The organism is Streptomyces sp. NPDC059003, from assembly GCF_042740445.1.
Lineage (GTDB): Bacteria > Actinomycetota > Actinomycetes > Streptomycetales > Streptomycetaceae > Streptomyces.
Genome location: NZ_JBHYJH010000038.1, coordinates 22,281 through 47,731, shown reverse-complemented (window position 1 = coordinate 47,731; position 25,451 = coordinate 22,281). Strand labels below are relative to the sequence as shown.

Genomic DNA, 25,451 nt, shown 5'->3' with positions numbered 1-25,451 from the left:
CGCCTCCGGGGCGTGTGCCCAGCTCCCGCCGCTATCGCGGCGGCATCTCCCCGCCCGCCCTCCCATGCCCTGCTGTCCGGGCCGCACGGCACCTGACGGCCTCCGGGGCGTGTGCCCAGCTCCCGCCGCTATCGCGGCGGCATCTCCCCGCCCGCCCTCCCATGACCTACCGTCCTGGGCGTACCGGACCTCGCCTCTCACCGGTCCGCGCGAACCGCCCCCGTGCGCGTGCCCAGGTCCCGCCGCTCCCATGACCTGCCGTCGGGGGCGTACCGGACCTCGCCCCTCATCGGCCCGTGCCTGACTGCCCGCACTACATCGGTGCGTGTGCCCGCGTCCCGCCGCTATCGCGGCGGCATCTCCCCGCCCGCCCACCCATGACCTACCGACGGGCCGCGCCCGCCGACGGTGCTCAACCCCCACAAGGGGCGTCCACCCCCTGGGAGGGCAGAAACGGGCGGGCGGGTGGGAGATGGACCGCCGCGGTAGCGGTGGGGAGCGGGAGGTGCCGGCGGCGGGTAGCGACCGCGAGGGGCGTTCACCCCGCGTGGGGGTGGAAACGGGCGGGCGGGTGGGAGAGGTGGCGGCGAAGCCGCCGCGGTTTTCGGTTCCCCGCGCGGGGGGGGCGTCATGGCAGCGCCGCCGACGGTGGGCCGACCCCGCGTGGGGCGTTCACCCGGTGGGTGGGGGAGCTGGCGTCGTGACGGTGGCCGACGGTGGGTCGGTCCCGCGTGAGGTGTTCACCCGGCGGGTGGGGGGGCGTGTCGGTCGTCGGCCGGGCCGCGTGGGCGCTCACCCGGCGGGTGAGGGTACGCCGCTGGTCGGCGGCGGGCCGGTCCCGCGTGGGGTGTTCGCCCGGTGGATGCCGTTGGGGCGGCGGTGGGGTCGGCCCGCGCGGGGGCGGTCGGCCCGCGCCGGGGCGCTTCGTCCGGCGCGGGGGCGCTTCGTCCGGCGGGGGCGTTTCGGGCCGGCCGGGGTGCCGCCCGGCGGGGGCGATTCGTCCGGTGGGTGGGGGCTGAGGGCCCGCCAGAGGTGGGCCGGAGGTCGCAGGGTGGGCCTCCGGCCAGGTCACGCCGGGGCTTGGCGGCGCCGGAGGTGGTGGGTGGGGCGCAGGAGGAGGGAGAGGAGGGCGGCCGCGACGACCACCGCGCCCAGGAGCGTGACAGGCACGTGGCCCGGCCCCAGCGCCGTATGCGTGATGAACGCCCCGACGAGCGCCCCGGCCACCCCCGTCGACAGGACGAGGACGCGCGACGGAAGCCGGTGGGGCAGCCGGCGGGCCGTCGCCCAGGCGAGGGCCAGGCCGAGGAGTGTGGAGCCGATCGCTTCCAGGATCACGGTGTGTTCCCTCCCTCGAGGCTCGAGGCCAGGCGGTGCAAAACGGTCGTAGCCGGTCTTACCCCCGACACCCGGAACACAACCCTCCTTGCACACCCCGTCTCCGGAACGGCCGCACCCGCGCCGCACCCCCGGTGAACAGCGGGTGAACGCACAAGAACGGCCCGGTGGTTGACCCCATAGGGGGCCGTACCACCGGGCCGTTCCCGAGCCGTGGTGAGCCGTCGCGCTAGAGCGCGCCGAAGCCCACCTTGCGCTGCGTCGGCTCGCCGATCTCCACGTACGCGAGGCGGTCGGCGGGGACCAGGACCTTGCGGCCGTGGTCGTCCACCAGGGAGAGCAGCTGGGCCTTGCCCGCGAGGGCCGCGGCCACCGCGCTCTCGACCTCCTCGGCACTCTGACCGCTCTCCAGAACGATCTCGCGCGGCGCGTGCTGCACGCCGATCTTGACCTCCACGCCTTGTCCCTCCGCCGGTCAGTGATGTGCGCGGCCGCCCGCGCCGTACCAGCACAGATTAGCCCGGTGAGGGGAGTGTGAAGGCGCCGACCGTGCACGCCAAGAGCGAACACCCGAGGACCGGACAAGGGCCCGCGGCGGGCGTCAGTGGATGTCTGCCCCGTGCAGCGGGAAGCCCGCGATGCCGCGCCAGGCGAGCGAGGTGAGCAGTTGCACGGCCTTCTCGCGCGGTACACCGCCGTCGCTGTGCAGCCAGTAGCGCGCGACGACCTGGGCGAGGCCGCCGAGGCCGGAGGCGAGGAGCATCGACTCGGACTTGGACAGGCCGGTGTCCTCCGCGATCACCTCGCAGATCGCCTCCGCGCACTCCAGGGTGACCTTGTCCACGCGCTCGCGGACCGCGGGCTCGTTCGTCAGGTCCGACTCGAAGACGAGCCGGAACGCGCCGCCGTCGTCCTCGACGTACCCGAAGTAGGCGTCCATCGTGGCCGCGACGCGCTGCTTGTTGTCCGTCGTCGACGCCAGGGCCGCGCGTACCGCCTGGAGCAGGTTGTCGCAGTGCTGGTCGAGCAGGGCCAGGTAGAGGTCGAGCTTGCCGGGGAAGTGCTGGTAGAGCACCGGCTTGCTGACGCCCGCCCGCTCGGCGATGTCGTCCATGGCCGCCGCGTGGTACCCCTGGGCGACGAAGACCTCCTGGGCCGCGCCGAGGAGTTGGTTGCGTCGGGCACGGCGCGGCAGGCGTGTGCCCCGCGGGCGTGCCGCCTCTGTCTGCTCGATGGCTGTCACGCCGCCTCCCAAAATCGTCCTTGTGCCGCGGTGTGCGCCGCGCCGCCATCGTACTTTTCGGTAACTGTGATGTGCGCGGTGCGAGCGCAGAATTTCACGGACTGGGTGCCCGCGGAAGCCGTACGTAGTGGGGCGAACACGGGCAGCCGCGTTCGGGGCGCGTGCGCCGGGGCGGCGGTGCGCGTGCGCCGGGTCAGCGGTAGTCGTCCTCGTCGAGGTCCACGACGCGCGCCTGCTCGGCCACGTCGGCGACGTTCGCGGTGTCCGGGTCGACGTCCTCCAGGGGCTCGTCCCGGTGCTGGGCGAGGTCCGTGTGCTGCTCCGCGGCGTCGGCCTCGGGCGTCTCCTGGTCGAAGTCGGTGGTGTCGGCGCCCTCGTCCACGAAGGTGTCGGGGTCGGTCGGGTCGACGGTCATGCTGGACTCCTCGGCTCGGTTCCTCGCTGGGGTCCTCTTCACTTCGAGCGTAGGGAACACTCGAACGGGGCGCTACGCGATCTGTTGCACGATCCAAACGGGCCTGTGATGCCGAACACGCGATCCAACGCGTGATCGTCTCGTAACATTGCCGCATGTCTTCGACCGAGTTGCCGCATGCGCTGGCCGCCACCGCCGCCCCCAAGCCGGGCGTCGTAGGCGTCGCCGACGGTGAGCGCATGGACTCGGTCGCCCTGCCGGGCCTGACGCTCTCGGTGCGCTCCCGGCCCCCGGCGCGCGAGGGCCTGCCGCCCGCTCTGTACGTGCACGGGCTCGGCGGCTCCTCGCAGAACTGGTCGGCGCTGATGCCGCTGGTCGAGGACGTCGTCGACGGCGAGGCGCTGGACCTGCCGGGCTTCGGCGACTCGCCGCCGCCGGACGACGGCAACTATTCGGTGACCGGGCACGCGCGCGCGGTGATCCGCTATCTGGACGCGCGCGGGCGCGGCCCCGTGCACCTGGTCGGCAATTCGCTGGGCGGCGCGATCACGACGCGCGTCGCGGCGGTGCGGCCCGATCTGGTCCGAACGCTCACGCTGATCTCGCCCGCCCTGCCCGAGCTGCGGGTGCAGCGCACGGCGGTGCCCACGGGTCTGCTCGCGGTGCCCGGCGTGGCCGGTCTGTTCACGCGGCTCACCAAGGACTGGACGCCGGAGCAGCGGGTCCGCGGTGTCATGGCGCTCTGTTACGGCGATCCGGCCAACGCCACGCCGGAGGGGTTCGCCGCCGCGGTGCGCGAGATGGAGCGCCGCCTCACGCACCCGTACTTCTGGGACGCGATGTCCCGCTCGGCCCGCGGCATCGTGAACGCGTACACACTGGGCGGCCAGCACGGACTGTGGCGGCAGGCCGAGCGGGTGCTCGCGCCGACGCTCCTCGTCTACGGCGGCCGGGACCAGCTGGTCTCGTACCGGATGGCGCGCAAGGCGTCGGCCGCCTTCCGTGACTCGCGGCTGCTCACGCTGACGGACGCGGGGCATGTGGCGATGATGGAGTTCCCGGGCGCGGTGGCCGCCGCGTTCCGTGAACTCGTGGCTGATACGGGTGAGTTGAGCGATCCTCATGGTGTGCGGGATCGTGGCGGCGTGAGCGACGACCGCCGTGATTCGGGTACTTCGGGTACGAGGAGCTGAGGCGCCGCGTGGGACGTCATAGCCGCCGGGGCCCGGCCGACAACTCGGACACCAGCAGCACCTCTGGCATACCGAAGGACAGAGCGCAGGACACAGGGAAGGGCGCGGCGCAGGGCGCGCCGGGCGGGATACCCAAGGCCCGGGCCGCCGAGGCCGGGCCCGGGTCCGGCCGCCGCCGGCGCGACACCCCGCCCCACGGCGTGCCCCGGGCGCAGGCCACCCCGCCTCACGGCATCCCTCAGCCCACCCCGCCCGGTGGCGTCCCGCGCGTCCGCGGGGGGCACCCCGAGCAGCGCGAGGCCGGGGGCGGCTGGGGCGAGGTCGGCGGGGGAGCGCCCGGCGCCCGCCCCGAGGGCGTCGTGCCGCCGCAGGCCAGACCGCCGCGCACCCCCGGGCCCCGGCAGGACTACGTCGAGGCCTTCGACGGGCTCAGGGAACCCCGTGCCGACGAGGATGCCCTGGGCCTTCGTACGCCGCCGCCCCGCGACCCGTACGCATCCGTCACCGCCTGGGACGCCGAGGAGCCCGACGACGGTGACGACGAGGGGGCGTACGCCGACGACAGCGGCGCCCCGGCGCGGGTGCGCCGCCGGGGCCGGACCGTCACCGGCATCGCCGCCGCGGCCGTCACCACCGTCCTTGCGATCGTGGTGGCCGGTCAGGTCGCCGACGACGGCAAGGACTCGGACGCCCACGCCCGGTCCGCCAAGGGCGACGCGGGCGACCGGGACGCCGACGGCTCGGCGTCGCGCTCGGACAACCGGCCGACCCCGGCCGACTCCGCGCGCGCGACCCCGGCGACGTACGACGAGAAGATGGGCAAGAAGTACCCGCTGGACGCGAAGCTCGCCGCGTCCGGGCACTTCCAGGCGATGCCCGGATTCGACAAGGCGCCGGGCAAGGGACAGAAGTTCCGCTACCGCGTCGACGTCGAGAAGGGCATGGGTCTCGACGGCGAACTGTTCGCGCAGGCCGTCCAGAAGACCCTGAACGACGACCGGAGCTGGGCCCACGGCGGCGCCCGCACCTTCGAGCGGATCTCCTCCGGGAAGCCCGATTTCGTGATCACGCTCGCGAGTCCCGTGACCACCGCGAAGTGGTGCGCGAAGTCCGGGCTCGACACGCTCCAGCAGAACGTGTCGTGCGACTCGTCCATGACCGACCGCATCATGATCAACGCCTATCGGTGGGCGCAGGGCGCCAAGACCTACGGCGATCACATCCACCCGTACCGGCAGATGCTGATCAACCACGAGGTCGGCCACCGGCTCGGCCACGGTCATGTGGACTGCCAGCGCGACGGCGAGCTCGCACCCGTCATGCAGCAGCAGACCAAGTTCCTGGAGCACGACGGAATCCGGTGCAAGCCCAACCCTTGGGCCTTTCCCAAGGGTTGAGGCCTTTCTCAAGGGTTGAGACGGGTCCTCTCGGAATGAGAGACGCCGCGTTGACATTCCGCGCGGCATCGTCCATATTTCTCCGCATGTCGATCCGTCACGCCTCCAACAGCGCCGCCCTTGAGCTGGCGCTCTTCGGCGTGACCGCGCTCTGCGTGGCCGACATTCACTGTCGCTGACGCCCGCCCCCGGCGAGTGCGTCGCATTTCTCCCTTTTTGTCCCGCTTGATGAATCGTGCCTGCTGCACGGTCCGTCATGTGGACTGACGTCCGGATGCTGGACGGTCATCGGTGTGCGCGCCCGGGGCGGGCTTCCGCGTTTCCCCTGGTTCCTTCCTTCTCCGTCTTCTTCTTTCGCTTTCGAGAGGCACTCCGATGCGTCGTCCTCGTCGTCAAGGGCCCGTCATATCCCGCCGCGTGGCAGCGGCATCCGCCAGCCTGGTCGTCCTGGCCCTGGGCGCCGCCGCGTGCGGCCCCGACGACAAGAACGACGCGGGCGGCGGCGACGGCAAGCCGCAGAAGGGCGGCACGCTCACCATCCTCAACCGCGAACCGCAGAAGACCTTCGACCCGGCGCGGCTCTACACCTCCGGCGGCGGCAACGTGCCGAGCCTGGTCTTCCGCACGCTGACCACGCGCAACCGCGAGGACGGCGCCGAGGGCGCGAAGGTCGTCCCGGACCTCGCCGAGAGCCTCGGCAAGCCGAGCAAGAACGCCACGGTGTGGACGTACAAGATCAAGGAGGGCCTCAAGTTCGAGGACGGCTCGCCGATCACGACCAAGGACATCAAGTACGGCATCGAGCGCTCCTTCGCCGCCGAACTGTCCGGCGGCGCGCCCTTCCTGCGGGACTGGCTCATCGGCGGCGCCAAGTACCAGGGCCCCTACAAGGACAAGGGCGGCCTGAAGTCCGTCGAGACGCCGGACGAGCGGACCATCGTCTTCCGGCTGAACAAGCCCGTCGGTGACTTCGACTACGTGGCCACGCAGACGTCGTTCGCGCCCGTCCCGAAGGCCAAGGACAAGGGCTCCAAGTACGAGGAGCACCCGATCTCGTCGGGCCCGTACCGGGTCGTCAAGAACACCAACGGCGGCGAGCGCCTCCAGCTGGAGCGCAACCCGCACTGGTCCGCGAAGACCGACGCCGAGCGCAAGGCCTACCCGGACAAGATCGACGTCCGCTCCGGCCTCAACTCGTCGGTCGTCAACCAGCGGCTCTCCAGCAGCCAGGGCGCCGACGCCGCCGCCGTCACCACCGACACCAACCTCGGCCCGGCCGAGCTCGCCAAGGTCACCGGCGACAAGAAGCTCGCCGCGCAGGTCGGCACCGGCCACTTCGGGTACACCAACTACCTGGCCTTCAACCCGAAGAAGAAGCCCTTCGACAACCCGAAGGTCCGCCAGGCGATCGCGTACGCCGTCGACCGCTCGTCGGTGATCAACGCGGCCGGCGGCTCCTCGCTCGCCGAGCCCGCCACCACGTTCCTGCCGAACCAGGAGTCCTTCGGCTACCAGAAGTTCGACCACTTCCCCGCGGGTGACTCCGGCAACCCGAAGAAGGCCAAGGAGCTCCTGAAGGCGGCCGGTTACAAGGACGGCCTGACCATCACCCTCACGCACTCCAACGCCAAGAACTTCGAGACGAGCCCGGAGATCGCCACCGCCCTCCAGGACGCCCTGAAGAAGGCCGGCATCACCGTCAAGCTCCAGGGCCTCGAGGACAACGACTACGAGGACAAGGTCCACGACACCAAGGCCGAGCCCGGTCTGTTCCTCGCCCACTGGGGCGCCGACTGGCCCTCCGGCGGTCCCTTCCTCGCCCCGATCTTCGACGGCCGCCAGATCGTGACGGACGGCTACAACTTCAACTCCTCCTTCCTGAACGACAAGGCGGTCAACAAGGAGATCGACGAGATCAACAAGCTGACCGACCACGCCGCGGCCGCCAAGCGCTGGGGCGCGCTCGACAAGAAGATCGGCGAGCAGGCCGTGAACGTGCCGCTGTTCCACCCGGTCTACAAGCGCCTCTACGGCAAGGACATCAAGAACGTCGTGATCAGCGACTGGACGGGCGTCCTCGACGTCTCCCAGGTCGCGGTCAAGTAAGGGCGCTCAGGTCTACCTGTCATGAGTGAGGCCCTGTTGGCCTCGGAGAGCGCGGGAGCGGGCACCGACGCGGTGCCCGCTGCCGCCACCTCCGGAGCCCGTCAGTTCTGGCGCCGCCTGCGCACGCAGCGCGCCGCCCTCGTCGCGGGCGCGATCGTCGCCCTGCTCGTCCTGGTCGCGCTCGCCGCGCCGCTGCTCACCGCCCTGTCCGGCCAGGACCCCACCACGTACCACCCCGAGCTGATCGACTCCGCGCGCGGCGGCGTGCCCGTCGGCGACTTCGGCGGCATGAGCGGCGAGCACTGGCTCGGCGTCGAACCGCAGACCGGCCGCGACCTGTTCGCGCGGCTCGTGTACGGGGCGCGCGTGTCCCTCGGCGTCGCCCTCGTCGCCACGCTGGTCCAGGTCGTCATCGGCGTCGGCGTCGGGCTCGCCAGCGGGCTCGGCAACCGCTGGGTGGACCTCACCCTCAGCCGCGCCACCGACGTCATGGTGGCGCTGCCCCTGATGGTCCTCGCCCTCGGCCTGCTCGCCATCGTGCCGAGCGACTTCCCGCGGCCCGTGCTCGTGGCCCTGGTCGTCGGCGCCGTCGGCTGGGGCGGCATCGCCAAGATCGTGCGCGCCCAGACCATCTCGCTCAAGGCGCTCGACCACGTGGCCGCGGCGCGCCTGAGCGGCTGGCGCGGCTTCGAGATCGCCCGCCGCGAGCTGCTTCCCGCGCTCGCCGCGCCCGTCATCACGTACGCGGCACTGCTCGTGCCCACCAACGTCACCGTCGAGGCCGCCCTGTCGTTCCTCGGCGTCGGCGTCAAGCCGCCCACGGCGTCCTGGGGACAGATGATCACGTCCGCCGACGTCTGGTACCAGGCGGCACCCCAGTACCTGCTGCTGCCCGCCGCCGCGCTGTTCCTCACGGTGCTCGCGCTCACCGTCCTGGGCGACGGCGTCCGCACCGCCCTCGACCCGCGGGCCGCCTCGCGCCTGCGGATCGGCACGGGCCGTGAACGCAAGCGCAAGCAGGACAAGCAGGGCAAGCAGGGCAAGCAGGAGGGGGCGTCGTGAACTGGGGTTCCGGTTTCATCGGTTTCATGGCGCGCCGTGCCGTCGGCGCCGTCGTCACGCTCTTCGTCCTGTCCGTCATCATCTACGCCGTCTTCTACGTGGCGCCCGGCGACGTCGCCCAGATCACCTGCGGCCCGCGCTGCTCGCCCGCCCAGGTGCAGCAGGTCTCGGACCAGCTGCGGCTCGACGACCCGCTGTACGAGCGGTACTTCGACTTCCTGCGCGGGATCTTCGTCGGGCACGACTACTCGACCGGCACGAGCGTGCAGCACTGCGACGCGCCCTGCCTCGGCCTGTCGTACCAGACCGACCAGCAGGTCACCCAGCTGATCCTGAACAAGGTGCCGGTCACCGGGTCCCTCGCGCTCGGCGCGATGGTCCTCTGGCTGATCCTCGGCGTCGGCACCGGCGTGCTCTCCGCGTGGAAGCGCGGCCGCCTCACCGAGCGCGTCCTGACCGCCGTCACGCTCGCCGGCACCGCGACGCCCGTGTTCGTCATCGGCCTGCTCCTGATGATCCTGGTCTGCGGCCAGCTCCAGTGGCTGCCGTTCCCGCAGTACGTGGCGTTCACCGACGACCCGCAGCAGTGGGCGTGGAACCTGCTGCTCCCCTGGGTGTCGCTCGCGCTCATCGAATCCGCCAAGTACGCGCGCCTGACGCGCTCCTCGATGCTGGAGACGCTCGCCGAGGACCACGTGCGCACCTTCCGCGCGTACGGCGTCAGCGAGCGGTCCGTCGTCGGGCGGCACGCCCTGCGCGGGGCCCTCGCGCCGGTGATCGCGCTCAGCGCCAACGACTTCGGGTCGATGTTCGGCGGTGCGCTGCTCACCGAGACGCTGTTCGGGCTCCCCGGGCTCGGGCGTGAACTCGTGCAGGCGGTGCGGGTCGTCGACCTGCCGGTGGTCGTCGGCATGGTGCTCGTCACCGGCTTCTTCGTGGTCCTCGCCAACGCCGTCGCGGACGTCCTGTACGCGGTGGCCGACCGACGGGTGGTGCTGTCGTGACCCTTGATCACCTGGTCCGGGTGGAGGACCTGAGCGTCGCGTTCGGCGACGTGCGCGCCGTGGACGCGGTCTCCTTCACGCTGGCGCGCGGCGCGGCCCTCGGCCTCGTCGGCGAGTCCGGGTCCGGCAAGTCGACCGTCGCGTCCGCGCTGCTCGGCCTGCACCGGGGCACCGGCGCGCGCGTGACGGGCTCCGTGCGGGTCGGCGGCACCGACGTCGGCGCGGCCACGGACGCCGAACTGCGGCGCCTGCGCGGCCCGGTCGCCGCGATGGTCTTCCAGGACCCGCTGTCCTCGCTCGACCCGTACTTCGCGGTGGGCGACCAGATCGCCGAGGTCTACCGGACGCACTCGGGGGGCTCCCGGCGCGCCGCGCGCGCCCGGGCCGTCGAGGTGCTCGACCGCGTCGGCATCCCCGACGCGGCGCGCCGCGCCCGCTCGCGGCCGCACGAGTTCAGCGGCGGCATGCGCCAGCGCGCCCTGATCGCCATGGCCCTGTCCTGCGAGCCCGAGCTGCTCATCGCCGACGAGCCGACGACCGCCCTGGACGTGACCGTGCAGGCGCAGATCCTCGACCTGCTGCACGAGCTGCGCACGGAGACCGGCATGGGCCTGCTCCTGGTCACGCACGACGTGGGCGTCGCGGCGGAGAGCATCGACGACGTGCTCGTCATGCGGCACGGGCGCGTCGTCGAGCGCGGCGGCGTCGGCGCCGTCCTGTCGGCGCCGCAGGAGGCGTACACGCAACAGCTCCTGAGCGCCGTGCCCCGCGTGGACGCCGTCCGCGAGGAGCGCCCGGGTAGTGCCGCCGAGTCCGGTGACGCCGCCGGGTCCGGCGACGTCGTCGTGGAGGCTGACGGGCTCAGGCGGGAATTCGGGCGCGGCAAGCGGGCCTTCACCGCCGTCGACGACGTCTCGCTGACCGTGCGGCGCGGCGAGACCCTCGGCATCGTCGGGGAGAGCGGCAGCGGCAAGACCACGCTCGGCCGGATGCTCGTGGGGCTCCTGGAGCCGACGGCCGGACGGCTCCGCTACGGCGGTGCTTCCGGAGGTCTTGAGCGGCACCGCGGCGGCACGGTGCCGGGCGTGCAGATGGTCTTCCAGGACCCCGTCTCGTCGCTCAACCCGCGCCGCTCCGTGGGCGAGTCCGTCGCCGATCCGCTGCGCGCGCGGGGCGACCGCGACGAGGCGGCGATCCGCGCCCGCGTACGGGACCTGATGGAGCGCGTCGGCCTCGACCCGGCGCACTACGACCGCTATCCGCACGAGTTCAGCGGCGGCCAGCGCCAGCGCGTCGGCATCGCGCGGGCGCTCGCCGCCGAACCGCGGCTCATCGTCTGCGACGAGCCGGTCTCGGCGCTCGACGTGACCACGCAGGCCCAGGTCACCGCGCTGCTCGCCGAGTTGCAGCGGGAGCTCGGGCTCGCGCTCGTCTTCGTCGCGCACGACCTCGCGGTGGTGCGCCAGGTCAGCGACCGGGTCGCGGTGATGCGGCGCGGCCGGATCGTCGAGTACGGCTCCGTGGACGAGGTCTACGGCTCGCCCCAGGACCCGTACACGCGGCAGCTCCTGGCGGCCGTGCCCGCCCTCGACCCGGCGATCGCGGCACAGCGGCGCACGGAGCGGCTCGCGGCGGCGCGGGCGGCGCGCGAAGAGCTGGCCGTGGCGTGACTCCACGTGAGCGGGACGGGCTCCTCACGGGTCCCTCATAGCCGCATTCGTCGCTCTATGGGTCTTCCATAGCGCGACGGAACGCGACCGGCGCGGGAAAGTTACTGCTCTTCACCCCTTTTGGTGGCGCGATGGACAACCGTCCGTCGCGCCACCGGCATGTCCGCATACGTTCGTCCCGCTGCGAGCCGCCGGGCCAACGGCGGCTCCCCATAGGGCAGATCGGGGGTGCACGCGTGCGCATTGGACTGCTTACGGAGGGTGGCTATCCGTATGTGGGCGGTGAGGCCAGGCTCTGGTGCGACCGGCTCGTGCGCGGGCTCGGGCAGCACGAGTTCGACGTCTACGCGCTGAGCCGGAGCGAACGGCAGGAGGCGCTGGGGTGGGTCGACCTGCCGCCCCAGGTGCGCCGGGTGCGGAGCGCGCCGCTGTGGACGGCGGGCGACGGCACGGGCGGGCTGCGGTTCGGCCGCGGTCTGGGGCTCGGCCTCGGCCGCGGGACGCGGCGGCGGTTCGCCGACTGCTTCGGAGAGCTCGCGGGCGTGGTGTGCGCGGGAGCGGTCTCGGGCACCCAGGAGGGCTCCGCGCTCCTGGCGGACCGTTTCGGCAGCGCGCTCTACGGCCTCGCCGACCTCGCCCGCGAGCAGGGCGGCATCGTGGGTGCCCTGCGCTCCGAGGTCGCCGTGCGCGCCCTGGAGAGCGCCTGCCGCGCGCCGGGCGCGCCCCGCGCCGCGCGCGCCGCCCGCGTCCCCGACCTGCTCGCCGTCGCCGACCGCGTCGAGCGGGTCCTGCGCCCGCTGTCCCTCGACTGGTACGGGCCCGACGCGCTCGGCGCGGTCGACCTCTGCCACGCCACGGCGGGCGGCGGCGCGGCCCTTCCGGGGCTCCTCGCGCGGCACTTCGCGGGGGTGCCGCTGCTGGTGACGGAGTACGGGGTGCGGTTGCGGGCGCACTATCTGGCGGGGGCGCCTGGTCTCGCGGGGGCGCGGAATGCTGCGGCGGCTCGGAGTCTTGCGGGGGTACGGAATCCTGCGTCGGAGTGGACGGGCAAGGCTCGGGGCGTCGGGGCGCAGGGCGAGGGGGCCGGTGGTGCCGGGGTGCGCGGCGGGGCGCCCGGTGCCGGTGTGCGGGGCGGCGAGGCGCACGACGTCGGCGTACGCGGTGACAGGGTGCGCGGTGCCGGGATGCGCGGTGACGGGGCACGCAGTGCCGGGGCGCCCGGGGCCGGAGTGCACGGAGGCGGAGGCGCCGGGTCCGCTGCCGCTCCAGCAGTGCATGTCGCCGCGGAGGGCATGCTCAGCGCGCCCGCGCGGGCCCTGCTCGCCTCCTTCCACGGCAGGCTCGCCACCGAGGTGTACCGCGAGGCCGCGGTCATCACCCCCGGGAACGCGCACGCGCGCCGCTGGCAGGAGCGCTGCGGCGCCGACCCCGCGAAGCTGCGCACCGTCCACCCGGGCCTGGAGGCCGGCCGCTTCGGCGACGTCGGCGAGCGCGAGCACCCCGGCGAGCCGTTCACGCTCCTGTGGGTCGGCCGCGTCGAGCCCGCCAAGGACCTGATCTCGCTCCTGCACGCCTTCGCCGAGGTCCGCAGGCACGAGCCGCGGGCGCGCCTGCGCGTCGTCGGCGCGCTCGCGGACGGGCCCGACGCCGCGGCGTACCTCGCCCACTGCCGCGCCCTCGCCGCGCAGCTGTTCCCGGACGAGGCGGACGGCGCGTACGCCGTCGGCGCCAACCCGGTGTCGTTCGAGGAGATCGGCGGCCCGGAGGCGCCCGACCTCGCCGCCGCGTACGCCGCGGGCTGCGTGGTCGTCCTGTCGAGCGTCGTCGAGGGCTTCCCGATCAGCCTCGTCGAAGCCATGCTGTGCGGCCGCGCCACGGTGTCCACGGACGTCGGCGCCGTGGTCGAAGTCATCGGCGGCACGGGCCTCGTGGTGCCGCCGCGCAATCCGCGGGCGCTCGCCGACGCGTGCGTGGCGCTGCTGCGCGACCCCGAACGGCGCGCACGACTCGGCGCCGCCGCGCGGGCCCGGGCCCTCGAACTCTTCACGGTCGAGCAGAACACCGCGGCATTTCACGGCATTTACCTGGAGATCGTCTCGCACTGCCCGGTGCGGCGCGAGGCGCTGGACGAGGCGGGCGGGCCCGTCCCGTTCGCCCACCCCGCCGAGGCGCACGTGCCGGGCCGGTGGGCCGTCGGCGGCGGCCTCGGCGCGGCGGCCCCGGCGACCGGCCCGAGCTGGGCCCTGACCCGCAGGACACCCGCACGGCCCCGGCTGAGGGAGGCCCTCTCATGAGCGGTTCGGTGGACGTGCCGAGGGCTCCGCGGGGGGCGGACGGCTGGGACGCGCGGTCCAGGGGGCTGGTGCCGGGGGCGGCGGGCGCGGCGGGCGAGGCCGGGCCGGGTGACGGGACCGGCGGCGGACCCGGCTCCGCGGCGGCGCCCCGGAGCGCCCCCGTCGACCCCGTCAAGGCCCTGATGCACCGCCACCGCGAACTGTGCGAGCGTGCCGTCGACCCGCTGGAGATCGCGGCGGGCCTCGAAGCGCACGGGGTGACCGACCGGACGGCCGCCAGATTCCGGCACCGCGATGTGTTCGCGCTGGCCGAGGAGATGTACGCGCGCGTGCCGCAGGACAGCGCCGAGTGGGACGCCCTGGGCGACGACGCCGACGCCGGGCGGGGCGACGCGGGGCCCCAAGCGCCGCCCGGGTGGGCGATGTTCGCGCTGCTGCCCGGCCTGGCGTGCGCCCTCCTCGTCACCGGGACCGGCCTGACCGAGGGCCGCGTACGCCTCGCCGTGGCCGTCGGCGGTGCGCTCGCCCTGGCCGCCGCGGTGCGGTTCGTGCTGCGGTACGGGCCGCTCCGCACCGCCCGCCCCGGCTCGACGGCGGGCCGTGCGGGGGCGTGCTGGCTGCTCGCCTACGCGCTGCTCGGGGACTGGCTGGTGCGGGGGGCGTTGGCGGGCGGGGGCGACGGCTCCGGGCTCGGTGGCTTCGGGGGCGACGGCTTCCCCGTGGTCTGGGCGTCGTCGGCCGCCGTGGCCCTCGGGCTCGCGGTCGCCGTCGCGCCCGGTGCCTGGTGCGCGCGGCTCTTCGCGGCCCGGGTCCACGGGAGGCTCGGTGCGAGCCGGGGCCTCGCCGAGTTCGCCGCGTCCGTACGGCCTTTGCTGATCGTCGTGTTCGGCCTCTTCGTGTGCGCGGTCGGCGCGGTGCTCGCCGGGGCGCGCGCCGCGCTCGGCACCGGCGCCGTGACCGCCTTCGCGGGGGCCGGTGCGCTGGCCGCGCTGCTGTGGCTCGGGCGGATGCTCGCGGTCCACGGCTCCCTGCGCGCGTCCGCCCTGGTGTACGGGGCGGTGGGCGCGGGTGAGGCCGTGGCCCTCGGCCTGGCCTGGGCGGGGCGGCTGCCGGGCTGCGGGTTCCTCGCGGCACCGGTGCGGGGCGCGGTCACCGCGTGGGGCGCCGGGGCCGTACCCGCCCTCGCGTGCGGTGTCGGCGCGGCCGTCCTGCTCGCCCACGCGGTCCGGGTGCTCGGGCGGGCCTCCGCGCACGCCGGGGCCGGGGCCGGAGGTGGGACGTGAGCGCACGGAGTGGCTCGGCCCCTTCCTCGTACGCCGCGTATGCCTCGTACGCCTCGCACATCTCGTACGGCTCGTGCACTCCGTGCGTCTCGTACGCCCCGTACGCCCCGTACTCCCCGTACACCCCACACCCCTCGTACTCCCCGCGCCCCACGTACGTCCGCTCCTTATCCGTGACAGTCGGCACCACCCTGAAGGAGAAAGCCAGATGACAAGCCCCAGCCTCCGCGTGTCCGTCCGGGGAGGCGCCCGATGAGGGTGCTGTTGATCGGAGCCAACGGATACCTGGGCCGGTTCGTCGCCGACCGGCTGCTCGCCGACCCGGCCGTGCAGCTCACCGCGCTCGGCCGCGGCGACGACTCGGACGTGCGGTTCGACCTCGCGAGCGGCAGCCCCGGCGCGCTCACCCGCTTCCTGGACGCCGTGCACCCGGGCGTCGTCATCAACTGCGCGGGCGCCACCCGCGGCGGCGCCCGCGAGCTGACCCGGCACAACACCGTCGCCGTCGCCACCATCTGCGAGGCCCTGCGCCGCAGCGGCTGTGGCGCCCGCCTCGTGCAGCTCGGCTGCGGCGCCGAGTACGGCCCGAGCCAGCCGGGATCGTCCACCGCGGAGGACGCCGTGCCCCGGCCCGGCGGTCCGTACGGCGTCAGCAAGCTCGCCGCCACCGAACTCGTCCTCGGCTCGGGGCTCGACGCCGTGGTCCTGAGGGTGTTCTCGCCCGCGGGCCCCGGCACCCCCGCCGGTTCGCCGCTCGGGCGGCTCGCCGAGGCCATGCGGCGGGCGATGCAGTCCGGCGACGGCGAGCTGAAGCTCGGCGGGCTCGGCGTGCAGCGGGACTTCATCGACGTGCGCGACATCGCCCGCGCCGTGCACGCCGCCTCGCTCTCCGCCGCCCAGGGCATCGTCAACATCGGGTCGGGGCGCGCGGTGCGCCTGCGCGACGCCGCCGCCGTGCTCGCCCGCGTCGCGGGCTACGGCGGCGCCCTGCACGAGCTCGACCAGCCGCCCGGCAGGCCCGGCATCGTCCACCCGCGCGCCGACCCCGACCACGCGGGACCCGCCGCGTACCCCTACCCGGACGGCTGCGGCAGCTGGCAGCAGGCCGACGTGCGCACCGCGCGCGACCGGCTCGGCTGGCGGCCCCGCATCAACCTCGAAGAGTCACTCGCGGACATCTGGATGGAGGCCGCATGTCGTATCTGACGAGAGCCGCCCCGGGAGTCCCGGGGACCGACCTGCGCGTCGGCTTCGGCGTCCCCGGCATCGCCCACCCCCTGCTCGCCCCCGCCGAGTGGGCCGAACTCGCCCGCCCCGCCACGCCGTTGCACTGGGTCGTGCTGAACGTCGGCAACGGCGTGAGCGCCGCCCACGGCCCCGGCGACCGCCCCGACCCGCACTGCCTCGAAGCCGCGGGACGGTTGCGGAACGCAGGCGTCCGGATCCTTGGGCACCTCGACGTGGCGTACGGCGCCCGCGGCTTCGGCGCGCTGGCCTCCGACGCCCACCGCTATCTGGACTGGTACCTGGTCGACGGCTTCTTCCTCGCCCGCTGCCCGACGGAGCGCACGGCGCTTGCGGAGGTCGGGCGCACCACGGCGACGCTGCGCGCGCTGCTCGGCGGCGGACACGTCGTGTGCGGGCACGGGACGCACCCGGACCCCGGATACGCCGAGATCGCCGACCAGTTGGTGACTTTCAGCGGCCCGTGGAGCGGCTACCGCTGGTCCCAGGCGGCCGAGTGGACCGCCGACTACCCGCCGGACCGCTTCTGCCACCTCGTCCACGGCATGCCGCGCGGCCATCTCGACGAGGCGCTGCGCATCGCGCGCTGGCAGGGCGCGTCGACGATCTACTTCACCGACCGCACGGACGGCGGGGCGGGCGGCGGGGCGGGCGGGGACCCCTGGGAGGCCCTGCCCGGTTACTGGGACGAGATCGTCTCGCGTGTCGGACCAGGTGTCTCGGAATGAAGAAGGCCGTGGCAGTGTTACGGAAAGAACCACCGTTCCGCATATCCGACCAACGGAGTCCCCGTGTCGCTGCCACCCCTGGTCGAGCCAGCATCTGAGCTCACCGTCGACGAGGTCCGCAGGTACTCCCGCCACCTGATCATCCCGGACGTCGGGATGGACGGGCAGAAGCGGCTGAAGAACGCCAAGGTGCTCTGTGTGGGCGCCGGCGGCCTCGGGTCACCGGCGCTGATGTACCTGGCCGCGGCCGGTGTCGGCACGCTCGGCATCGTCGAGTTCGACGAGGTCGACGAGTCCAATCTGCAGCGCCAGATCATCCACAGCCAGGCCGACATCGGCCGCTCCAAGGCGGAGTCCGCGAAGGACTCGGTCCTCGGCATCAACCCGTACGTGAACGTGATCCTCCACGAAGAGCGGCTCGAGGCCGACAACGTGATGGACATCTTCAGCCAGTACGACCTGATCGTCGACGGCACGGACAACTTCGCGACCCGCTACCTGGTCAACGACGCGTGCGTGCTCCTGAACAAGCCGTACGTCTGGGGCTCCATCTACCGCTTCGACGGCCAGGCCTCCGTCTTCTGGTCCGAGCACGGGCCGTGCTACCGCTGCCTCTACCCGGAGCCCCCGCCCCCCGGCATGGTCCCCTCCTGCGCCGAGGGCGGCGTGCTCGGCGTGCTGTGCGCCTCCATCGGCTCCATCCAGGTCACCGAGGCCATCAAGGTCCTGACCGGCACCGGCGAGCCGCTCGTCGGCCGCCTGATGATCTACGACGCCCTGGAGATGCAGTACCGCCAGGTCAAGGTCCGCAAGGACCCGAACTGCGCGGTCTGCGGCGAGAACCCCACCGTCACCGAGCTCATCGACTACGAGGCCTTCTGCGGCGTCGTCTCCGAGGAGGCCCAGGAGGCGGCGGCCGGTTCGACGATCACTCCCAAGCAGCTCAAGGAGTGGATCGACGCCGACGAGAAGATCGAGATCATCGACGTCCGCGAGCCGAACGAGTACGAGATCGTCTCCATCCCGGGCGCCAAGCTGATCCCGAAGAACGAGTTCCTCATGGGCGCCGCCCTGGAGACCCTGCCGCAGGACAAGAAGATCGTCCTGCACTGCAAGACGGGTGTCCGCAGCGCCGAGGTCCTCGCCGTCCTGAAGTCCGCGGGCTTCGCGGACGCCGTGCACGTGGGCGGCGGCGTGATCGGGTGGGTCAACCAGATCGAGCCGGAGAAGCCGGTCTACTAGGCGTAGGGCCTGAACAGGCCAGGGGTGCCCGCAGCTGCTGTCAGGTGCGGGCACCCTTTCGCGTGCGCTCAGGACTCGCAGACCTTGCCGTCGGACGGGACCTTGCCGCCCAGCAGGTAGTCGTTCACCGCGCCGTCGACGCAGTCGCTGCCCTTGCCGTACGCGCCGTGGCCCTCGCCCTTCCACGTCAGGTGGACGCCGACGCCCTTGCCCAGCTCGTCCGCCATCTTGCGGGCGCCCTCGTACGGCGTCGCCGGGTCGCCCGTGGTGCCGACCACCAGGATCGGCGCGGCACCCGGCGCGCTCACCTCGGGGGTGTCGTCGAGCCCGGCCACCGGCCAGTCGTGGCACCAGCCCGCGGTGTCCCAGCCCATGAACGCGCCGAACACCGGCGATATCCTCCGGAACTCGGCGAGCCGCGCCTTGGCCTCGGCGGCCGTCGGGCGCTCCTTGCCGTCGCGGCAGGAGATCGCGCGCTGGGAGTGGCTCTGCGTGCTGTAACGCCCGGACGCGTCCCGCTCGTTGTACGCGTCGGCCAGCTCCAGGAGCGCCGATCCGTCGCCCTTCTCCGCCTTCTCCAGGGCGTTGGTGAGGACCGGCCAGTACTGCTTGTCGTAGAGCGCGACCGTGATGCCCGTCGTCGCCAGGGCCTCGCTGAGCTTGCGGCCGTCCGTCGACGTCTTCAGCGGCTTCGCGTCGATCCGGCGCAGCAGGGCGGCTATCTTCCGCGTGCCCGCCTTCGGGTCCTGGCCGCTGGACCTCAGATAGTTCTCCAGGGCGCGCTGGAAGCCCCGCGCCTGGTTCTGCGCGTGGCCCACCGTGCCCGCCGTCGGGTCCACGACCGCGTCCAGCGTGAGGCGGCCCACCTTCTTGGGGAACAAGTGGGCGTACGTACCGCCGAGTTCGGTGCCGTACGAGATGCCGACGTAGTGCAGCCGGGCGTCGCCGAGGACCTGGCGCAGCACGTCCATGTCGCGGGCGGCGTCGGCCGTCGACACGTGGGGGAGCAGCTTCCCGGCGGCCCGCGCGCAGCCCGCGCCGAAGGCGGCCGCGTCGTCGAAGTACGCCTTCTCCTCGGCCGCGGTGTCCGGGGTGGGGTCCGTGTTCTCGGCGGCCTGGGTCTCCTTGTCGCTGCGGCAGCGCACGCCCTCGCTGCGGGCCACGCCGCGCGGGTCGAAGCTCACCAGGTCGTACCGCTCGCGCAGCTTGTCGTAGTCGCCCGCGAAGGCCGGCAGCATGGAGACGCCGGAGCCGCCGGGCCCGCCGAAGTTGAAGAGCAGCGAGCCGATGCGGTCGCTCGGCTTCTTGGCGGTCGACCGGGCGCGGATCAGGCCGATGCCGATGGTCCCGCCGTCCGGCTTCGCGTAGTCGAGGGGGACCTTCAGCGTCGTGCACTGCCACTCGTCGCCGGGCGCGGCGCCGCCGCGGGACGCCTTGCAGTCGCCCCAGTCGAGCTGCTGCGCGGTGAGCGCGGCGGGGAGCGTGGAGGAGGGGTCGGGCCTCGGCCTGGGGTCGGCCCGCTGCGTGGTGGGACGCTTGCCGTCGCTCCTGTCGTCGGCCTTGTCGTCACCGCCGCCGCAGCCCACGGCCAGACCGGCTACCAGAACACCCGCGGTGGCCAGGGCGGCTGACCGTGCGAAACGCGACATGTGATGTTCCCCCCGCTTTGTGAGACCGTCAGGCCATAGTAGGTGGCACCACTGACAGGCCCCCGGCCCGCTGACAGGTCCTGGTCCCGCTGTCCGGCCCCGGTCTCACTCACAGGTCCTGGTCTCGCTGACAGACCCTGGTCCCGTCAGCCGCACACCGTCCCGGACTTGGGCACCGTCCCCTCCAGCAGATAGCCGTCCACGGCGCCCCGCACGCACGCGTTCTTGCTGTCGTACGCCCCGTGCCCCTGCCCCTTGTACGTCAGCTCGACGCCGACGCCCTTGCCGAGCGCGTCGACCATCTTGCGCGCGCCTTCGTACGGCGTGGCCGGGTCGCCGGTGTTGCCGATGACGACGACGGGCGCCGCGCCCGGAGCGCTCACGTCCGGGTGGTCGGCGGCGCCCTCGACGGCCCAGTCGGTGCAGCCGACCATGCCCCACGCCAGATAGTCGCCGAAGAGCGGCGAGGCCCTGCGGAACTCGGGGAGCTTCGCCTCGACGTCGGCCGCGGAGTAACGCGGCTTGTCGTCCGCGCAGTTGATGGCGATGTTGGCGGCCTGCACGTTGCTGTACTCGCCGTCCTCGTTGCGGCCGTTCATCGAGTCGGACAGGACGAGCAGGATCTTGCCGTCGCCGTCGTAGGCCTCCTGCAGGCCCTCCTTGAGGTAGGGCCAGAAGTCCTGGGAGTACAGCGCCTGCGCGATGCCGTTGGTCGCGGCGGTCTGGGTGAGCCGGCGCGGCGGAAGCGCCGGCAGCGGCTTGGCGTCCAGGTCCTTCAGGAGCTTCGCGATGCGGTCCTTGACGTCCTGTGCGGTGTCGCCGACGGGGCAGTCGTCCTCCTGGGACACGCAGTCCTCGGCGAAGTTGTCGAGCGCGAGCTGGAAGCCCTCGGCCTGGCCGAGCGAGCCCTGTTCGGGGTTCTGCGTGGGGTCGACGACCGCGTCGAAGACGGCGCGCCCCACGTTCTTGGGGTACAAGTGCGCGTAGACGCCGCCGAGTTCGGTGCCGTACGAGATGCCGAAGTAGTGCAGCTTGTCGTCGCCGAGCACCTGCCGCATCAGGTCCATGTCGCGGGCGGCGTCGGTGGTGCGGACGTGGGGGAGCACCTGGTCGGAGTTCTTCTCGCACGCCTTGTTGAAGGCCTTGACGTTGTCGACGAGTTGCTTCTGCTCGGCCGCGTCGTCGGGCGTCGCGTCCTGCTGGAAGTACGTGTCGAGCTGTTCGTCGTCCTCGCACTTCACGCCGTCGCTGCGGCCCACGCCGCGCGGGTCGAAGCTCACCAGGTCGTAGCGGGTGCGCAGCTTCGCGTAGTCCTCGCCGAACGCGGGCAGCGTGGTCACGCCCGAACCGCCGGGGCCGCCGAAGTTGAACACGAGCGAGCCGATGCGCTTGTCCTTGTCGCCGCTCGCCCGCGCGCGGATGAGCGCGATGCCGATCGTGTCGCCCTCGGGCTCGGCCCAGTCGAGCGGGGCCTTCATGGTGGCGCAGCTCCACTTCGCGCCGCCGGGCAGCGGCGACGGCGCGTCCCCGCCGCCCTCGGCGGCCGACGGGGCCGGGCAGTCCTTCCAGCTGAGCTGCTGGTCCTGCAGGGCCTCGTCCCCGGAGTCCTTGGAGTCCGAGTCGCCGCACGCCGTGAGCACGGCGGACAGCAGGACGGCGGTGGCGGCCAGGGCGGGGGCGCGCGGCGGGAGCTTGGGCATGGGTCCATCCTGCGGGGGACCCGGGCGGGGCGCTCGGGACGCGGGCCGTGCGGGTGACCCCCGTCCGGCTCTGCGGCGGCGGGCCTGGCGGCGGTTCCGGAGCGGTGGCTCCGGGGCGGCGGTTCCGGGGCAGCGGTTCCGGGGCGGTGGCTCCCGGGCAAGGGCCCAGGTCCTACAACAGTCCCTTGCGGGTGAGGTGGTTGAAGAACAGCCACCCCGGGAGCACCGGAAGCCACAGCGTGAGCAGTCGGTACAGGAGCACCGCGGGCGCCGCCACGTCCTTGGGCACGCCCACCGCGATGAGGCCGAACGTGAGGGTCGCCTCGACCGCGCCGACGCCGCCGGGCGTGGGCGCGGCCGAGCCGAGCGCGTTGCCCGCGAGGAAGACCACGGCGACGCTCGCGAGGCTCAGGGTGCCCATTTCCTCGCTGGCGAAGGCCCGTACGGACGCGTCCAGGCACAGCACGAAGAGGAAGGTCATCAGCAGCATCCCGCCGATGCCGGTGAGCAGCTTCTGCGGCCGCTGGAGGACGTCCAGCATGCGCGGTACGACGCCCGCGAACAGCGACCGCACGCGCGTGGCGACGAACTTCCGCAGGAAGGGGATGGCGGTCACCACGAGGACCAGGACCGCGACCGAGAGCAGGCCCGCGATGACCGTACGGGACGGTGTCAGCGTCGGGGTCTTCTGGGTGCCCGTCACATAGCCGAACGTGAGCAGCAGGATGATGTGCGCCCCGAGCCCGAACAGCTGCGAGGCGCCGACGCTCGCCACCGCGAGCCCGGAGCGCACCCCGTTCCGCTGGAGGAAGCGCGTGTTGAGCGCGACGCCGCCCACCGCCGCCGGGGCCACGATCTTCACGAAGGACCCGGCGACCTGCGCCTGCACCGTCCGCAGGAACGGCACCCGCTCCGGCACGAAGCCCAGCAGGCTCATCGCCGCGGCGAAGTGGCTCAGCGCCGAGAAGGCCACGGCGGCGGCGACCCAGCCCCACTCCGCCTCTTCGACGATGGTGCCGAAGTCGACGTGGGTGAGCTGCGAGAGCAGGAAGTACGCGCCGAAGGCACCGGCGATGAAGCTGATCAGGGTGCGCGGCCTGATGCGCTCGAGCTGCGCCGGTTCGACGGGCGCGGTCGGGCGGATCAGCAGCACCTGGTGGCGGATCTGCGTGAGCAGGTCCTCCTCGCGCGCCTGCTCCAGAGCCTCGTCTATGGCCTGCTTCTCGGCCTGCTTCTCCGCGCGCAGGGACTTGCGGGCGGCCGACGCGTCCGTGGCACCGTCGGCGTCCGCCTCGGCGCGCGCGAGCTTGGTCTTGCGGGACGCCTCCAGGACCGCCTCGCGCTCCCTCTCGGCGCGCTCACGGGCCCGCTTGCGCAGCGTCCCGCGCGTGGAGCGGGTCAGGGCGATCGGCTGGAGCAGCGGCAGGCAGTCGGCCACGGCGTCCGGGCCGAGCACGTCGACGGCCGTGGCGACCGCGCGCTCCGCGCCGACCCGCAGGCCGAACGCGGTCAGGAGCTGGGCGATGTCCATGCGCAGGACCAGGTCCCCCGCGGCGATCTCGCCGCCGCGCAGATCCGTCAGGATCACCGTGCCGGAACGATCCACCAGGATCGCGTCCCCCGCGAGCCTGCGGTGCGCGATCCGCCGCGACTGCAGCGCCTTCACCTGCCGCCAGGTGTCACGCAGGAGGTCGTCCGTGAGGGCCGCGTCCGGCAGCGAGTCCAGGCTGCGGCCGCCCGTGTGCTCGTAGACGAGGATCACCGCGTCCGGGCCGAGCTCGGAGGTGGCGATCAGCTTGGGCGCGTTGGCGCCCGCCGCGATGGCCGCGTACGCGAGCAGGGCCTCCTGCTCCAGGGCCTGGCGCAGCGACTGCAGGCTGCGGCGCGTGGTGATGCTGCGCAGCGTGAGCCTGCGCCATACGCGGTAGAAGAAGCCCTGCGCCTGCTGCTCACGGTCGATGACCGTGACGTCCAGGGGCGGGCCGTCCTCCAGGGTGACGAAATAGCGCCGGCCCCGGTCGCCCGCGTCGGGCGCGTCCGCGGAGTCCTCGCGCGCCGCGCTCACCGGCCGGAAGCCGACGTGCCTGAGGCCCGCGAGCAGCGTCTGCCCCGTGGGCTGCACATTGGGCGAGCCGACCGCGTACAGCGTGCCGTACGCCACGGTCCAGCCGATCAGGACGGTCAGGATGATCGAGAACGGTGTCGTGTTGCCCGAGACCAGCATCGTGAAGGCTTCGAGCAGCAGCACCACGAGCAGCACCACGCGCCACCGCGGCCTGCGCGACATGCCCACGGCCGTCATGTACGCGATGACCGGGGCGAGGTAGCCGTGGACGGGGTCCGTGAGCGAGTTGATGTCGCCCGGGGATGGCTGGGTGAGGGCGTCCTGGATGGACTCGGGCGCGCCTCTGGCCACCCATAGGTCGGTGGCAAGGGTCACGCCGTGCGCGAGCACGGCCGCGAGGACGCCGTCGGCGATGCGGAGCCCGTCCCGCTTGATCAGGCGCTCGATCGCGAACGCCACGGGGACGAGCAGGACCCCGATGCTCGCGGTGAGCCCCGCCAGCTTCATCAGGAGGTCCGGCGGCTCGCCGGTGCCCGCGTTGATGTCCTGTTCCAGGCCCGACGTCGTGCCGTGCGCGAACGCGGAGATCGCGAGCAGGACGGCGATCGCGAGGATGCCGACGAGCAGCCGCATCAGGTCGGAGGGGCGGTGCACGCGCGCGGGGAGCAGCGGTTCGTCGCCCTCGACGCGCTCGGAGTGGGCGTCGTCGAGACAGCCGGGGTCGCCGTCGGGGTCCCAGGGGGCGGGGTTCTCGCCCGGGGCGGTGGCTGGGGCGGCGGCGAGGGCGGCGGCGGTGGGCTTGTCGGGGGTGGCGGTCGAGCCCGAGGCGGCGGTCGGGTCGGGCGCGTGCTGCTCGGGGGCGGGTGCGTCCTGCTCCGGGGTGGTCGGCTTCCGCTCCGGAGTGGTGGGGCTTTTCTCCGGGGTGGCCGGGCTCTTCTCCGGAGTGGCCGGGTGGGGGTGCTCGCCGGTCCGGGGGCGCCGTTTTCCGGCCGCGTCCGGCCGGCGGGGCTGCTCTTCGTGGGTCCTCAGGGTCTGCTCACCGGTGTCCGGGCGTGACGTGTCCGCAGAGGTGCCAGCCGTCTTGTCGGAATGCACGCTCTGCTGCTCCGTCGCCTCTTCTTGATCTCGTATCACCAGTCACCGCCCGCACGATGGTGGCATGCCCCGCTGACAACGGGGGGCATCAGGGGGCAATACGGGGGCGCGAAACGGTCACGATTTGCCTGTTCGGGCGCTGTCGCAGGCGCCCCCGCACGCTCCGTCGCCGCCCCGTCACGGTGTCGGTGCCATGCGGCAGGATGGTCCGGATGAGCGAGGAGAGCCGACTGGAGCAGGAGCTGCCGGAGTACGCGGAGCGGGTCCTGGAGGTGGCGGAACTGATCCCGCCGGGCCGGGTGCTGACCTACGGAGACGTCGCAGAGTGGCTGGAAGAGGGCGGACCGAGGCAGGTCGGCCGGGTGATGGCCCTCTACGGAGGAGCGGTTCCGTGGTGGCGCGTGGTCCGCGCCGACGGTGTGCTCCTGCCGGGCCACGAACTGCGCGCCCTTGAGGCCTACCGCGCCGAGGGCACGCCCCTGAAGGAGGCGAGCCGCGCGGCGGCGGGGCATGTGCCGCGCCTCGACATGCGCAGGGCGCGGTGGGACGGGGGCGAGGTGGCGGGCGGCGCCGCGGGCGGCGAAGGCGCAGGTGGCGAGGGCGCGGGTGGCGGCGGGGTCGGCAGCGGCGGTGCCCGCCCGCAGGCTCCGGAGGCTCACACCTGACAGCTTCCGCCATCGCGCGGCGCGGCGGGGGGCCGGTGGCCCGTACGGGGGAAGCCG

21 protein-coding genes are annotated in these 25,451 nt (G+C 73.3%); 14 read left to right on the top strand and 7 right to left on the bottom strand.

Going from position 1 to position 25,451, the window contains the following annotated elements; translation table 11 throughout:
- Positions 1-1,068: 1,068 nt before the first annotated feature.
- The 4 genes from ACFWZ5_RS16560 to ACFWZ5_RS16545 form a co-directional block, all read right to left on the bottom strand.
- Positions 1,069-1,338, bottom strand: a complete 270-nt coding sequence (locus tag ACFWZ5_RS16560) for a hypothetical protein (protein ID WP_384793238.1) — start codon at positions 1,336-1,338, stop codon at positions 1,069-1,071.
- A 229-nt stretch (positions 1,339-1,567) separates the two neighbouring features.
- Positions 1,568-1,795 carry a DUF3107 domain-containing protein gene (locus ACFWZ5_RS16555; protein WP_384793235.1) on the bottom strand — a complete coding sequence of 76 codons (228 nt, stop codon included), beginning with the start codon at positions 1,793-1,795 and terminating at the stop codon, positions 1,568-1,570.
- Between the two features lie 144 nt (positions 1,796-1,939).
- On the bottom strand, positions 1,940-2,581 hold the full coding sequence (locus tag ACFWZ5_RS16550; protein WP_384793232.1) for a TetR/AcrR family transcriptional regulator: 642 nt from the start codon (positions 2,579-2,581) through the stop codon (positions 1,940-1,942).
- 193 nt (positions 2,582-2,774) lie between these two features.
- Positions 2,775-2,996 carry a hypothetical protein gene (locus ACFWZ5_RS16545; RefSeq protein WP_384793229.1) on the bottom strand — a complete coding sequence of 74 codons (222 nt, stop codon included), beginning with the start codon at positions 2,994-2,996 and terminating at the stop codon, positions 2,775-2,777.
- Between the two features lie 155 nt (positions 2,997-3,151).
- Here ACFWZ5_RS16545 and ACFWZ5_RS16540 point away from each other — a divergent pair, with 155 nt between their 5' ends.
- The 13 genes from ACFWZ5_RS16540 to moeZ all read left to right on the top strand — a co-directional run bounded on the left by ACFWZ5_RS16540 (position 3,152) and on the right by moeZ (position 18,220).
- Positions 3,152-4,189, top strand: coding sequence for an alpha/beta fold hydrolase (locus tag ACFWZ5_RS16540; RefSeq protein ID WP_384793226.1), 1,038 nt, complete (start codon positions 3,152-3,154; stop codon positions 4,187-4,189).
- Positions 4,190-4,197: 8 nt separating this feature from the next.
- Positions 4,198-5,586 carry a DUF3152 domain-containing protein gene (locus ACFWZ5_RS16535; RefSeq protein ID WP_384793223.1) on the top strand — a complete coding sequence of 463 codons (1,389 nt, stop codon included), beginning with the start codon at positions 4,198-4,200 and terminating at the stop codon, positions 5,584-5,586.
- Positions 5,587-5,672: 86 nt separating this feature from the next.
- Entirely contained in the window at positions 5,673-5,765 is a 93-nt protein-coding gene (locus ACFWZ5_RS16530) for an Ms4533A family Cys-rich leader peptide (RefSeq protein WP_384793221.1), read from the top strand.
- A 196-nt stretch (positions 5,766-5,961) separates the two neighbouring features.
- On the top strand, positions 5,962-7,692 hold the full coding sequence (locus tag ACFWZ5_RS16525) for an ABC transporter substrate-binding protein (protein WP_384793219.1): 1,731 nt from the start codon (positions 5,962-5,964) through the stop codon (positions 7,690-7,692).
- Between the two features lie 21 nt (positions 7,693-7,713).
- The gene (locus ACFWZ5_RS16520) at positions 7,714-8,754 is read left to right on the top strand and encodes an ABC transporter permease (RefSeq protein WP_384793216.1); all 1,041 of its coding nucleotides are present in this window, start codon (positions 7,714-7,716) and stop codon (positions 8,752-8,754) included.
- Positions 8,755-8,780: 26 nt separating this feature from the next.
- On the top strand, positions 8,781-9,758 hold the full coding sequence (locus ACFWZ5_RS16515; RefSeq protein ID WP_384793241.1) for an ABC transporter permease: 978 nt from the start codon (positions 8,781-8,783) through the stop codon (positions 9,756-9,758).
- Positions 9,755-11,428 carry a dipeptide ABC transporter ATP-binding protein gene (locus tag ACFWZ5_RS16510; RefSeq protein WP_384793213.1) on the top strand — a complete coding sequence of 558 codons (1,674 nt, stop codon included), beginning with the start codon at positions 9,755-9,757 and terminating at the stop codon, positions 11,426-11,428. The genes ACFWZ5_RS16515 and ACFWZ5_RS16510 overlap by 4 nt, the downstream gene beginning before the upstream one ends.
- 236 nt (positions 11,429-11,664) lie before the next feature.
- The gene (locus tag ACFWZ5_RS16505) at positions 11,665-13,722 is read left to right on the top strand and encodes a glycosyltransferase (RefSeq protein WP_384793210.1); all 2,058 of its coding nucleotides are present in this window, start codon (positions 11,665-11,667) and stop codon (positions 13,720-13,722) included.
- Positions 13,719-15,005 carry a hypothetical protein gene (locus ACFWZ5_RS16500; RefSeq protein ID WP_384793207.1) on the top strand — a complete coding sequence of 429 codons (1,287 nt, stop codon included), beginning with the start codon at positions 13,719-13,721 and terminating at the stop codon, positions 15,003-15,005. The genes ACFWZ5_RS16505 and ACFWZ5_RS16500 overlap by 4 nt, the downstream gene beginning before the upstream one ends.
- A complete protein-coding gene (locus tag ACFWZ5_RS16495) occupies positions 15,002-15,217 on the top strand; it encodes a hypothetical protein (RefSeq protein WP_384890791.1) in 216 nt (71 codons plus the stop codon). Before ACFWZ5_RS16500 ends, ACFWZ5_RS16495 begins: the two co-directional genes overlap by 4 nt.
- A 40-nt stretch (positions 15,218-15,257) precedes the next feature.
- Entirely contained in the window at positions 15,258-16,211 is a 954-nt protein-coding gene (locus ACFWZ5_RS16490) for an NAD-dependent epimerase/dehydratase family protein (protein WP_384793204.1), read from the top strand.
- Positions 16,199-16,978: a spherulation-specific family 4 protein gene (locus ACFWZ5_RS16485; protein ID WP_384793201.1), complete on the top strand. Its 780-nt coding sequence runs from the start codon at positions 16,199-16,201 to the stop codon at positions 16,976-16,978. Before ACFWZ5_RS16490 ends, ACFWZ5_RS16485 begins: the two co-directional genes overlap by 13 nt.
- Before the next feature lie 63 nt (positions 16,979-17,041).
- Positions 17,042-18,220, top strand: a complete 1,179-nt coding sequence (moeZ, locus tag ACFWZ5_RS16480; RefSeq protein WP_384793198.1) for an adenylyltransferase/sulfurtransferase MoeZ — start codon at positions 17,042-17,044, stop codon at positions 18,218-18,220.
- 68 nt (positions 18,221-18,288) lie between these two features.
- Here the strand turns inward: moeZ and ACFWZ5_RS16475 are convergent, their stop codons facing one another.
- The 3 genes from ACFWZ5_RS16475 to ACFWZ5_RS16465 all read right to left on the bottom strand — a co-directional run bounded on the left by ACFWZ5_RS16475 (position 18,289) and on the right by ACFWZ5_RS16465 (position 24,729).
- Positions 18,289-19,869 carry an alpha/beta hydrolase gene (locus ACFWZ5_RS16475; protein ID WP_384793195.1) on the bottom strand — a complete coding sequence of 527 codons (1,581 nt, stop codon included), beginning with the start codon at positions 19,867-19,869 and terminating at the stop codon, positions 18,289-18,291.
- Positions 19,870-20,015: 146 nt separating this feature from the next.
- Entirely contained in the window at positions 20,016-21,569 is a 1,554-nt protein-coding gene (locus ACFWZ5_RS16470) for an alpha/beta hydrolase (protein ID WP_384793192.1), read from the bottom strand.
- A gap of 172 nt (positions 21,570-21,741) precedes the next feature.
- Entirely contained in the window at positions 21,742-24,729 is a 2,988-nt protein-coding gene (locus ACFWZ5_RS16465; protein WP_384793189.1) for a lysylphosphatidylglycerol synthase domain-containing protein, read from the bottom strand.
- Between the two features lie 212 nt (positions 24,730-24,941).
- Between ACFWZ5_RS16465 and ACFWZ5_RS16460 the strand changes: the two genes are divergently transcribed.
- Positions 24,942-25,394: an MGMT family protein gene (locus ACFWZ5_RS16460; RefSeq protein ID WP_384793186.1), complete on the top strand. Its 453-nt coding sequence runs from the start codon at positions 24,942-24,944 to the stop codon at positions 25,392-25,394.
- Positions 25,395-25,451 lie beyond the last annotated feature (57 nt).